Source organism: Bacillus sp. OxB-1, from assembly GCF_000829195.1.
Taxonomy (GTDB): Bacteria; Bacillota; Bacilli; order Bacillales_A; family Planococcaceae; genus Sporosarcina.
In genome coordinates, this window is the sequence record NZ_AP013294.1 from 571,287 (window position 1) to 583,452 (window position 12,166).

Sequence of the window (12,166 nt, forward strand, 5' to 3'; positions counted from 1 at the left end):
TCCCGGCGTTGGTTGGACAACTTCTTCCGTTGGTTGGACACCCTAAGCGCTTCGTTGGAAACCGACCGCTTCGTTGGACAGTTCCCCCAGTTGGTTGGACAACTCCGGGCGTTCGTTGGACAACTTCTTCCGTTGGTTGGACAGCCCAGATACTTTGTTGAAAACCGCCCCCCATCTCCCTCCTGCCTAACCTTATTTATATCAAAAGACTTTCTACCCGCTTTCCTTTATTATAGAAGAATAGAATTTATGTACATAGAAAGGATGACCAATATGCGCGCTCTTGCACGATTTGTCACGAAAGGGTACAAAGCGATCATCGTCGCATGGCTTGCTCTTTTTCTTGTCATGGCTGTGTTTGCCATCCGTCTGCCGAGCATGCTGGAGGGCGACGGGTTTCGTATGGATGGCGAGCATGCGGACGTAATGGATATCGTATCCGATTCGTTCGGCATGCCTGCGGAGACGATGTTTCTCGTGTTCGATCAGACGTCCTCTGAACAGATCCAAGCCGCGCTCGATGCAGTCGAGGAACTCGATGTCACCTCGAATATCGTTTCCCCACTGGACCATCCGGAACAATCCGATACCGCCAGCAAAGTCTCGTATGCCATGCTCCATTTCGATGGCGATGCGGAAAGTATGTCTGACGTTGTCTCCGATATCCGGAAGGCTATAGGCAATGAACCCGGAATCACGTTAACTGGGGCCTCCGCCATTTCGAAAGACATCAATACGGCAAGCCAGCGGGATTTGATGACTGCGGAAGCGATCGGTTTGCCGATTGCGATTATCGTCCTGCTCTTTGCGTTCGGCACCGTTGTCGCTTCATTTGTTCCTCTTATTATCGGGATTGTGACGGTCGTTTCCGCTTTCGGGATTTTAACTATTCTTGGCGGGCGGTTCGATTTATCCATCTTTGTCATGAACATCATTCCGATGTTGGGACTTGCGCTCAGTATCGATTTCGCCCTATTGTTCATCAGCCGCTATCGCGAAGAGCGGCGGACCGAGAGCATTACGGAATCGGTCACGACGACAATCCGGACGGCGGGGCGCTCCGTCATTTTCTCTGCATTCTGCGTGTTCATCGGACTGGGTGCCATGCTGCTCATCCGTGTCGACATTTTCCAAAATATCGCGGTAGGTGGCATGATTGTCGTCGGCATGGCGGTTCTTAGTTCCATCACTTTATTACCATCCGTCCTTCTCGCACTTGGTGAAAAAATCGACAAATGGCAATTGATCAAGCCAAAAACGACCGGTGAGGACGGTTGGCGAAAATTTGCCAATCAAGTGATCAAGCGGCCGGTCCTTATTACGATCGTAGCCTTAGTGCTGCTCGGCATTGCCTTGATTCCGGTGAAAAATATGGAGCTGACGATTCCGCAAATCGACTCGTTGCCAAAATCATATGACACCCGGTCTGCGTTTGAGTTGGTGGAAGACACCTTCGGATTAGGGGACCAATCATCCGTCTATGTCCTCGCAGAGCGCGAGGGGGGCTGGACGGACGATGATGGACTCGCTTCGATGAAATCGCTCGAGGAGACATTGCGCGAGGATCCATTGGTCGAAGAAGTGACGACCCTCTTCACCGCAAGCGGCATCGCATCTCCGGAAGAGTGGTCACAAGCAAACCTCGTACCGGAAATGAAAACCCAGCTCGCACCGGTGCAGGAAGCATTCGTACAGGATGAAAAACTGATGGTTCCTGTCACACTTGCGGCTGACGGAACATCCGATGAAGCCCAAGATTGGGTACGGAATTGGGCTGAGAAGGAAACAGAGTGGAATCTATTGATCGGCGGCCAGCCGAAATTCAATCAGGAAATTTTCGATGAAATCTGGGATAAAATTGGACTCGTCTTGGCGGTGATTCTGATTTCGACGTTCTTCATTCTCATGTTTGCCTTCCGTTCGGTAATCATCCCGCTTAAGGCGATCGTGATGAATGTCATCGGCCTGTCCGCCACGTTCGGAATTCTCGTCTATATTTTCCAATACGGACATTTCGGTCTTCCGGCTGGTACCATCGCACTGATCATCCCAGTGATCGTCTTCAGTCTCGTGTTTGGTCTAAGCATGGACTATGAGGTGTTCCTAATTTCCCGGATGCAAGAGGAATACGCAAAGTCTTTCAACAATGACAAGGCGACCGTCGAAGGGCTGGCGACAACAAGTAAAGTCATCACGTCCGCAGCGTTGATCATGATCGTGTTGACAGGTGCTTTCGCCTTCACGGATGTCCTGCCCGTCAAACAGATCGGCGTCGGCATCGCGATTGCCGTGGCCATTGATGCGACCGTCATCCGCCTCCTGCTTGTGCCGAGCTTGATGAAACTGTTCGGTAAATGGAACTGGTGGCTGCCTTTTGGCAAGGGGTTGTATCGATCGGGGAATCGGCATTTGAAAGAAAAATGATAAATGCAAAAAGCGCATGCAGATTACCTCAAATCTGCATGCGCTTTTATATTTTCTTCCATTTCGATGGCTGGTTGCCATCCGTTCTCATCTTTTTTAAACGTCGAAGTCATCGCGAAGTATAACAACGCCACGACGAGCAGAACGAAGATGACAAGGCCGATGACAAGATGTTGGCCCTTCATTCCCCCTCACCTCCAGATGGTTTGAACTGTTCCTCCCGCAAGTATGCCAATGCCTCAGCACGATCACCGAAACTCTCTTCCAAGTTCAACCCATGGTATAAGTTCCAGAAGCCCATCTCTTCTCTTAGGATAAGTTCTTCCCCCGCCCGGTTCACCCATGCCTGTTCGAACGGTGGAGCTTCCTCCGGCTCTTCGGATAGAGCACGAATTGCGTCCGCCACCGTTGTACGCAACTCCTCCTCGGTCGCTTCCCGGATATTCACGAGTCCCCGTTCGTCCGGATTATAGCCGGGAATGCCCGCCACGTAGACGAAACCATTCCCATTCGGATGGAGATGCTGAACGACAACCGTCTTCTCGAACAGACTGTCTTCATAATGATAGTTCACCCGTTTCATCGACACGACTTTCCTTGTCAATTCGGGAAATGATTCAATAATCGCTTGTTTTTCTTCAAAAGTCAGCATATGTTGTCACTCTTTTCCACTCGGATTTCGATTCTAGTATAGCATTATTTTCCCACTACGGTTACACCGAACGCGCGGGCGAAACCGACGGCTTGCTCTCTCGATACGATGCGCCTTGATCCAAAATATTGCCCGTCCGCCCCAATTCCTGCTCGGCGGAAAGCTTGAGCCGTTGCCGCTCCCCTGCTTTTTCACAGACGCCATTCCACTTACCTCGTTTTCCACTCGATGAATATGACCAACAATAAAATTACCGCAATCGCCATAATAAAAAACCACGTAGGTGTGACACCTGTTCCAAACATATTTATCTTCCCCTTCCTATTCCGCTTTCTGCCCGATCAGAACTTTATAATCGATCGTGACCGAAGAAAGGCCGCTTTGCCACGCTTCTGCCACTTTTTCCTCGTCGGCCCCCCAAGTCAAAGGCGTCATCTGGATCAGCGAAGCAAGTAATTCCCGGTCCAGTCCAAACGGATAGGTGATATGTTCAACATGGACGTCGGATAGCTGCTCCGAAAAGCGACCTACCGGATCCGTCTCCTCCGTGGCTTTCTTCCCGTCATAGAAAATTTCACGCAGCTCTTGCAAATACCTTTTTTCAGGCACCACTTTCACTATCCATCCTCCCGAACGGAGAAGCCGGTTGAACTCCGCGTAATTTGCGGGCGATAAAATATTCAAGATGACATCGAACCGTGCGTCATGGAACGGACAATTCGCCAAATCCGCCACTGTCCAAATGGTGCCCGGATAGGCTTTGGCCGCCGCTACAATCCCTTCCTTCGCCAGATCGATTCCGACCCCGATCGGTTCTCCATCCAATGTGCCGAGGACGTTCATCAGATGGGTCCCTTCCCCGCACCCTGCATCCAAAACAGTCAGCTTATTCTTGTCACCAAGCCGCTCTTGAATGGCTTTTGCAATAAAATCGACAACTGGACCAAAAAATTCCGACGCCATCACATGGCTCCGTGCCGCGAAAAGCTCCTTGTCATATTTCGTCGTATGTGCCTGAGGTGCCAAGTTGACGTACCCCTGCTTGGCCAAATCGAATGTATGCCCTGCTCGGCAAACGAATTGCGACTTGTCTCGCAACGTCATATCCGCTACGCAAATCGGGCAATGGAAAAGCCCTTCATTGGCCTCCAGCACTTCCGCTGCCATCATTTTCTTCGATACTGCCATCCTGGAACCTCCTAAATCGTCCCCTATAGTGCTACCAGTATACCGTTTTTCGGTCAGATCCGAAACCTAAGCGCAAGTGCCCGCTTGGCTCAGATAAGCAAATCGAACCTTGCGCAGTTCCGAAACCTGTGCCTTAATTTCTGCAAAGGACGCAGAAATACGGCAAATCGAACCCTGCACAGTTCCGAAACCTGTGCCTTAATTTCTGCAAAGGACGCAGAAATACGGCAAATCGAACCCTTCGCAGTTCGATTGACTGTATTCTGGTTGGTTGGAAAGGTTACAATATGGCAAAGGAGGCGAACTGATGAAGCGATTATTTCTTTTTATCTTTCTCCTATTCGCACTGTATTTTGCAAAACCATTATGGGAAGAACCGGTTTCACAGGTAATCGATCTTTCCTTCCTCGATCCGATCGATGAAAAAGTCGAATCGGTTATCAATCATGACTCGGTTGCCCATGCAATCGATACGATAAGCGGGGCCGTGAACAAAGCGGTCCTCTACTTGAAGACCCGTTCATTCGAAGAAATCGAGCCCGTTCCCAAGGTTGAAAAACCGGTGTTGAATCAACCCGAACACGCCTCTTTATCTATTCATAATATTGAATTGGGCGATTCGTTGGAAAAGGTGGCTGCCGAACTTGGAGAGCCGAAAAACGTGACGAAAAACGAATATGGAACCGATTGGCGGACGTACCACGAGCATTATCAAAATTTTGTCATGGTGTCCGTAGATGCGGAACAACGGGTGAACGCTCTTTATACGAATGACGACCTCATTTCCTCGACAACCGGAATCCGATATGGCTCCCCGAAGTCGAAAGTACGGGAGATTTACGGAGAACCGCTGAAAGAGATCCGCAAAGGGTTCAATATTTATATTTTGCAAGAGAGCGAAGGATATGATGTGTTTAAAACAGGAGATCTGTATACGTATGTCTTTTACGATCTGCATCAAGGGGAAACCGTGACGGCCATCCAATTGATCGCGGCTTCATTGGAACAGAAAAAGAATGCTCTGTATGCAGTCGGGGATAAAACATTGCGCAACGGGTTCGAGCAACAATTATTCGATTTGACGAATGCGGCCCGTGTCCGGCATGGCCTGAATGTGTTGAAATGGGAACCTGTCGTGGCTGGAACCGCCCGCAAGCATAGTGTCGATATGGCCGACCATGATTATTTCAGCCATGAAAATCTACGCGGGCAATCACCATTCGACCGGATGGCAGATGATGGCGTCAAGTTCCGGGGTGCGGGCGAAAATTTGGCGTATGGGCAATCGAGCAGCATCTTCGCTCACGAAGGACTGATGAATTCGGAGGGCCATCGTGAAAATATTTTACTCACCGGCTATAGCCACCTCGGGACAGGCGTCGCGTTCAATGAAAAATCACAGCCCTATTTTACAGAGAATTTTTTGACGAAATAAATTCAACGGGATTAGTCCTTGCTCGGGAAGGGAACGTTAAGGTTAACTCGAACCGAGGAGGGACTTCATTCATGAAAGCTGTGACTTTTCAAGGTGTTAAGGACATCCAAGTGAAACAAGTGGAAGCACCGCGCATTGAGAAAAATGATGATATCATTGTCAGAGTGACATCGACCGCCATTTGTGGATCGGACTTGCATATTTATTTGGGCGGTTTGCCAACACACCCGGGCTATGTAATCGGACACGAACCGATGGGCATTGTCGAGGAAGTAGGTCCTGCCGTGACGAAAGTGAAAAAAGGAGACCGCGTCGTCATCCCGTTCAACATATCTTGCGGCCAATGCTTTTATTGCGAACATGAGATGGAGAGCCAATGCGACAACTCGAATCGGAATCCTCACATCGACACGGGTGGCTACTTCGGCTTCACGGAACGCTATGGAAATTATCCGGGCGGACAAGCCGAGTATTTGCGGGTGCCTTATGGAAACTTCACTCCGTTCGTCATCCCCGAATCATGCGAACTGCCGGATGAGGCATTGTTGTTCCTGTCGGATGTTCTTCCGACTGCCTATTGGAGTGTCGAAAATGCAGGCGTAAAAAGCGGGGATACGGTAGCCGTGCTCGGTTGCGGTCCGGTCGGGCTGATGGCGCAGAAGTTCGCTTGGATGAAAGGGGCCAAACGGGTGATTGCCGTAGATCACGTCCCATATCGACTCGAACGTGCTGTCAAGATGAATCGGGTGGAAGCGTTGAATTTTGAGGACTTTGACGATATCGGAGGCCATATTAAAGAAATGACAAGCGGCGGTGTGGATATTGTCATCGACTGTGTCGGGATGGACGGGAAGAAAAATATTGCCGAAAAAGTTGGGCAAAAGCTGAAGCTGCAGGGCGGTACGCTGAGCGCTATCGACATCGCCCATAATTCCGTCCGGAAATTTGGCACAATCCAATTGACCGGGGTTTACGGGCTGCTATACAATATGTTCCCGCTCGGCGATATGTTTGAGCGGAACATTACGCTGAAAATGGGGCAAGCACCTGTAATCCATTACATGCCGATGCTCTATGACAAGATTACGAAGGGCGAATTCAACCCAACGGAAATAATTTCACACGTCGTTCCACTCGAAGAAGCGCCACTGGCCTATAAACATTTCTACGAACACGGCGACGAATGTGTGAAAGTCGTACTGAAACCGTGAGTGATTTGAAACCAGCCCGAAGCGGAAGTTGTCGCCCGGGCTGGTTTTTGGTTGATTTGGCCGTTATAGTCTTGCTCGGAGACCTTACAGAACGTGTCGGATATTACAGTTTTGTCGGGACACGACCGATTGCCATGACAGTTCGGATGGTTACCATGACAGTTCAACTATTTGCCATGACAGTCCAAATAAAAGACGTGACAATCAGCCTTACTACTTATTTCCCGATGGCGGCACAGGCGATTCGCGCGCCCGAGTTGCCTGCTGGATCCGTTTTATTATCATCCGGGTCCGCATGGATGACTAGCGCACTGCCGTCTCCATCCAATAGCGAGTTCGGCTCCCCTTTTTTCAATGTCACTTCTGCTGTCGTAATTTGAGTGATTACCTTTCCGTCTTCCGGCACCTCGATATTCGGCAGGTCGCCCGCGTGGAAACCTTTTGGATTTTCGAAGCCATGTTGCTTTCCTTCCGGATTGAAATGTCCGCCTGCCGATTCGAAATTAGGCGGCGTGCAGACACCTGCCTCATGGATGTGAATGCCGTGGATTCCCGGCGATAGCCCTTCTGCTTGTAAACTGATCGTTACGCCCTCCGCCCGTTCCTCCAGGCGGGCTTTTCCGATTTCCTCCCCGTCCGTATTGAGAATTGTTGCGGAAACCGGTTCCATCGCTTCGCCGCTTACCGGCATTTGCGCAGACCTCCCGCATCCCGTCAATGCGAAAATTGCCGCCAGGATTACTATTCCATACTTAGGTTTCATTTCCATTCCTCCTTAAAAATCTCACACAAATTAGGATGGCCTAAAACAACATAATTATGTATGGGAAATTAACCCTGCGGAACTATTTCCCTCATTTCACGTCCAACATGAAAAGGAGGTTTTCTGATGGATACGATCAATCGGCTGTTAATTCAAATCGACATTATGCTTATCATCATTTTATTGCTTGTCTTCATCGTGCTATTTAAAAACAGATCCCGGCGCTTCACTCGATTTTGCCTTGGCTTCGTCTCCGGAATCATCGTCCTCATCACTTGGAATCTTGGTCTCGTGCAAGGAACGATTGCCGACGAGCTCAACGGCAGCGGCAACATCTTACCTGATGTCGCCGTCATGATTTTCGGTACGGTCAATATCATCGTCGCCGTCTCGCTTACAACCGAGAAGAGAAAAATCCCCCACGACCCGGTATCGTGAGGGGGTTTCTTATGCTTCCAACAATGGATAGACGCCTTCTTCATCATGCGTTTCCGAGCCGACGAGCGGCGGGTTGAATACACAGATCAGGCGCATATCTTCCTCGCCTCCCCGTAAATAATGTTCGTCGTTTTCATTCAAAGCATACATCGTCCCGTTTGTGATCGGGTACACTTTGCCATCCTTGATGGTTTCGATTTCCCCATCTCCAGCTACGCAATAGACAGCTTCCAAATGGTTTTGGTAGTGGATATGCGTTTCCGTCCCCGCGTAGATGATCGTTTCGTGGAAGGAAAAGCCCATGCCGTCTTTCTTCAATAAAAAGCGGCGGCTCGACCAAGTCTCTGCCTTCATCTCGTTTTCCGTCCCGATAATTTCTTCCAATGTACGTACAATCATTTTCTCATCTCCCTTTAATGGCGGACGACTTCTTCTATCGCCTCTTCTAAAATGTCGAATCCTTTATGCAGCCCTTCTTCATCGATCGTCAAGGAACCCAGGAACTTCACGACTTCACCGGAAGGACCTGACGTCTCGATGATCAATCCTTTTTCAAACGCCTTGGCACAGATTTTGCCGGCATAATCCTCTTTGCCTTCCCCACATGCGATGCCGCGCATAAAGCCGCGTCCCCGTGCTGTTGCTTGCAGTTGTGGGTACTTGTCGACAATCGTTTCCATCCGGGCTTTGATGATTTTGGATTTCTCCTGGATCGCTTCGGTAAACTCATCCGTCTCCCAGTGGGAAAGCGCTTCCGTCGCCGCGACAATTGCCAAGTTGTTACCGCGGAACGTCCCGTTATGTTCACCTGGTCCCCAAGTATCGTATTCCGGTTTGATCAACGTGATTGCAAACGGCAGACCGTAGCCGCCGATCGATTTCGATAGACAGACAACATCCGGTTGGATACCCGCCGGTTCGAAACTGAAAAAGGTTCCGGTTCGTCCGCAGCCCGCTTGTACATCGTCTACAATAAGCAGCATGTCATGTTGGCGGCAGATCTTTTCGATTTCCTGCAACCATTCGAAGCTAGCTGCATTGATGCCGCCTTCCCCTTGGACGGTTTCCAAGATAACGGCTGCCGGCAAGTCCATACCGCTTCCCGCATTTCGCAAATACTGTTTCAAATAAGCGATTGAATCCCCTTCATCCAAGAACGTGTCAAACGGCATTGCAACCGTATTCGTCAACGGAACCCCCGCCCCTTCGCGGTTGAATGAATTCCCCGTCACAGATAACGCGCCAAGCGTCATTCCATGGAAACCGTTCGTAAAGCTGATGATGTTCTGCCTTCCAGTTGCTTTGCGTGCAATCTTTAAAGCGCTTTCTACGGTGTTCGTACCTGTGGGTCCAGGAAACATGATTTTATAATTCAAGTTTCTCGGCTTCAAAATAACATCGTGAAATCTCTGCAGGAACTGGGCGCGTACTTCCGTTCCCATATCCAGGCTATGTGATATGCCATCCTCCAAAATATATTCAATCAATTTCTGTTTCATTTTTTCATTATTATGGCCATAGTTCAGAGCACCCGCTCCCGCGAAGAAATCGATATATTCCTTCCCATCCGCATCCCACATCTTATACCCTTTCGCCTTCTTGAATACGGTCGGGAAACTGCGGCTGTAACTCCTCACTTGTGACTCATGGTGTTCGAAAATTTCCATCGGATTTCGGTCCATTGTCAGTACCATTGGTTGACATTCCTCCAGTAAATAAATTTGTTTAATAAGTTTTTAAATGAAGCTATTTTCATCTCGTTCCGTGTCAAAGCTCTTCGAAAGGTCCGATCGTATAGAGCCATTCGGCTTCATGACCGGCTCCAGGAAATTGTTCTTCCGTAAAGCACTCCGTCACCCGGCATCCGGTCCCCAAGTCCCTCGCCAATTTCCGGAACAGGGCATCCGACGCTTTGTTGGAAGGGCTTACAGTCGCCTCCAAACACCGAATATTCCGACACGCGTCTCTGCGTAAAATCGATTGCAACATGTGGGAAGCAATACCTTTTCCCCGTTGCGACGCGTCGACCGCCACTTGCCATATAAAAAGCGTATCTGATGCTTTCGGTGGGATGAATCCTGAGATAAACCCGACAATCCCCTGCCCATCCGCTTCGACGACAATGCTCGTCTCGTCAAAATACTTCGACCACATCAAATAACTGTACGAAGAATTCAGGTCCAAGACGCCTGTCTCTTTAATGAGCTGCCAAATCTCTTTGCCGTCCTCTTCCGTCGGCAATCGAAATACGAGTGCGTCGCTTTCGACTAGAGTAGTTGCACTTTCTTTTCCTTCTGACAAAAATGATTTCCTCCAAGTTCTATCATCCAGGGATGGATGTTTTTCTTGGAAACCCTAATGGCTTCCTGATGCCATTCTCAGCTGTCGAAAAACCATTCACCTCTTCTGCCAGACGACTTATAAATAGAATAAAGTTGGATTTGTTGTTGAATTTAGAGCGTGAGTCGCCAAACGGCCGTCCTCACAAGTCGTACGTGGGTTTTACATTGTGGATATAGCAAGGGAACTTACGTAGGAATCGCCGCCTCGGGATAATGAGGGACGATAACAAAAATGGGCTTGCTTTCTGCCTTGCAGTATGAAGAGCAAAAAATAGCGCCTTTGCAAAAGGATCGGGCATCCTTTTGTTCATTACAGAAACAGCTTGATGGTGCACAGGATTCGCTGATATGAAAGACACTTTCGATATCTTGAATTTCACTGCCATACTCGTTCATCCACCCAACCAACTTGTTCAAAGAGGTTTTGGCTAGCCAAAGACCCTCATTGCTTTTCGTGATGGGGTTTTCATTCGTCTCGCGAAGAAGTAAACGATTCTTTTTGTGCCATCGGTGACACTAGTTGCCTAGTATAGAGGAGCAAATTCTAAAAGTCAAACGATTCTATCAAAATTTTCATAGAGCAAGATGGCAACATACAGCAACAAACCCCGCAAGAGCTTCACTTCGCGGGGTTCTGAATTTTTATTCAAAAAATAATTTTTCCAAATCAAGCGGAAGGATATATTCTCCGTCTTTATAGACACGCATATTCCCACCGGAAATTTCGTCGATGAGCATAATTCGCCCCTCTTCATCCCGGCCAAATTCCAATTTGATATCGTATAAGTCGAGGCCTTTGGCAGCGAGCTCTTCTTTTACGACGCCCGAAATTTCTTGTGTAAGGGGTTTTAAGGTCGCGTATTCGTCATGCGTTAAAATACCGAGCTGAGCAAGTCCATCTTCTGATATCGGCGGATCGTTGCGATCATCGTCTTTGATCGTCACTTCGACGAAGGCATCGAGTGGTTGTCCTTCTTCGCAATAAGCGCCATATCGGCGGAGGAAGCTGCCCACTGCTCGATATCGGCAGATGACTTCCAGCCCTTTCCCGAAAACGGTCGCAGATTTGACCGTCATCGTCACGTTATCGAGATCCGCCTCGACATAATGGGTCGGAATCCCTTTGTCCACTAGCTTTTCGAAGAAATATTTCGTCATTCGAAGCCCGGATTTTCCTGCCCCTTCAATCGTCAAGCCCACTGTATTCGCACCCGGATCGAAGACGCCATCTTCGCCGGTTACATCATCTTTGAATTTCAATAATACATTGCCATCCTGTAATTTGTATACATCTTTCGTCTTGCCTTGGTACACGAGTTCCATGGGTGCCACGTTTCCTTTCCATTCGAAAATGTAGTGCCATCTTTAGTATAAGGCACTTCGGCTAGAAGAAAAAGTAAAGATTATCACAACTTGACGGGCGTCAAGGTTTCACTCCAATCTTTCCCTTATGCTATAGACAAGAAGAATAAAGGAGGAAACAAAAATGAAAAAAGTCGTATTCAATCTAGAACCATTCAGCTGCCCGTCTTGCATCAAGAAAATCGAAGGTGCCCTGAAGAGAATGAATGGAGTTGGCGATGTAAAGGTGTTGTTCAATTCAGGTAAGGTCCGAGCGCAATTCGATGAAAATCAAGTCAAGGTGGATGACATCCAGCAAGTCATTGTCGGCCTGGGCTATCCCGTCATCTCGCAAAAAGTATCGTAAGGAAG

Annotated in this window: 13 protein-coding genes; 5 read left to right on the forward strand and 8 right to left on the reverse strand. The window is 48.8% G+C overall.

The genetic code is table 11. The annotated features are described in order from the left end of the window. Positions 1-273: 273 nt before the first annotated feature. Entirely contained in the window at positions 274-2,424 is a 2,151-nt protein-coding gene (locus OXB_RS03020; protein WP_041071788.1) for an MMPL family transporter, read from the forward strand. 23 nt (positions 2,425-2,447) lie between these two features. On the opposite strand, the gene OXB_RS18800 is transcribed toward OXB_RS03020, so the two are convergent. The 3 genes from OXB_RS18800 to OXB_RS03030 form a co-directional block, all read right to left on the reverse strand. Then, positions 2,448-2,609, reverse strand: a complete 162-nt coding sequence (locus tag OXB_RS18800; RefSeq protein WP_158333632.1) for a hypothetical protein — start codon at positions 2,607-2,609, stop codon at positions 2,448-2,450. Next, positions 2,606-3,076, reverse strand: a complete 471-nt coding sequence (locus OXB_RS03025) for a hypothetical protein (protein ID WP_041071790.1) — start codon at positions 3,074-3,076, stop codon at positions 2,606-2,608. The genes OXB_RS18800 and OXB_RS03025 overlap by 4 nt, the downstream gene beginning before the upstream one ends. A gap of 321 nt (positions 3,077-3,397) precedes the next feature. Further along, on the reverse strand, positions 3,398-4,264 hold the full coding sequence (locus OXB_RS03030; RefSeq protein ID WP_041071792.1) for a putative RNA methyltransferase: 867 nt from the start codon (positions 4,262-4,264) through the stop codon (positions 3,398-3,400). A gap of 307 nt (positions 4,265-4,571) precedes the next feature. Here OXB_RS03030 and OXB_RS03035 point away from each other — a divergent pair, with 307 nt between their 5' ends. Beyond that, positions 4,572-5,699: a CAP-associated domain-containing protein gene (locus OXB_RS03035; RefSeq protein WP_041071794.1), complete on the forward strand. Its 1,128-nt coding sequence runs from the start codon at positions 4,572-4,574 to the stop codon at positions 5,697-5,699. 71 nt (positions 5,700-5,770) lie between these two features. Then, entirely contained in the window at positions 5,771-6,910 is a 1,140-nt protein-coding gene (locus OXB_RS03040) for a zinc-dependent alcohol dehydrogenase (RefSeq protein ID WP_041071796.1), read from the forward strand. 217 nt (positions 6,911-7,127) lie between these two features. Here the strand turns inward: OXB_RS03040 and OXB_RS03045 are convergent, their stop codons facing one another. Next, entirely contained in the window at positions 7,128-7,673 is a 546-nt protein-coding gene (locus OXB_RS03045; protein WP_041071798.1) for a superoxide dismutase family protein, read from the reverse strand. A 126-nt stretch (positions 7,674-7,799) separates the two neighbouring features. Here OXB_RS03045 and OXB_RS03050 point away from each other — a divergent pair, with 126 nt between their 5' ends. Continuing rightward, positions 7,800-8,111, forward strand: a complete 312-nt coding sequence (locus OXB_RS03050; RefSeq protein WP_041071800.1) for a hypothetical protein — start codon at positions 7,800-7,802, stop codon at positions 8,109-8,111. A gap of 9 nt (positions 8,112-8,120) precedes the next feature. On the opposite strand, the gene OXB_RS03055 is transcribed toward OXB_RS03050, so the two are convergent. From OXB_RS03055 to OXB_RS03070, 4 genes are all read right to left on the reverse strand, one after another. Then, positions 8,121-8,510: an ectoine synthase gene (locus OXB_RS03055; protein WP_041071801.1), complete on the reverse strand. Its 390-nt coding sequence runs from the start codon at positions 8,508-8,510 to the stop codon at positions 8,121-8,123. Positions 8,511-8,524: 14 nt separating this feature from the next. Next, a complete protein-coding gene (gene ectB, locus OXB_RS03060) occupies positions 8,525-9,805 on the reverse strand; it encodes a diaminobutyrate--2-oxoglutarate transaminase (RefSeq protein ID WP_041071803.1) in 1,281 nt (426 codons plus the stop codon). A 73-nt stretch (positions 9,806-9,878) separates the two neighbouring features. Next, entirely contained in the window at positions 9,879-10,412 is a 534-nt protein-coding gene (gene ectA / locus OXB_RS03065; protein WP_041071805.1) for a diaminobutyrate acetyltransferase, read from the reverse strand. 683 nt (positions 10,413-11,095) lie between these two features. Next, entirely contained in the window at positions 11,096-11,776 is a 681-nt protein-coding gene (locus OXB_RS03070; protein ID WP_041071807.1) for a phosphoribosylaminoimidazolesuccinocarboxamide synthase, read from the reverse strand. 163 nt (positions 11,777-11,939) lie between these two features. Between OXB_RS03070 and OXB_RS03075 the strand changes: the two genes are divergently transcribed. Then, positions 11,940-12,161, forward strand: a complete 222-nt coding sequence (locus OXB_RS03075; protein WP_041071809.1) for a heavy-metal-associated domain-containing protein — start codon at positions 11,940-11,942, stop codon at positions 12,159-12,161. Positions 12,162-12,166 lie beyond the last annotated feature (5 nt).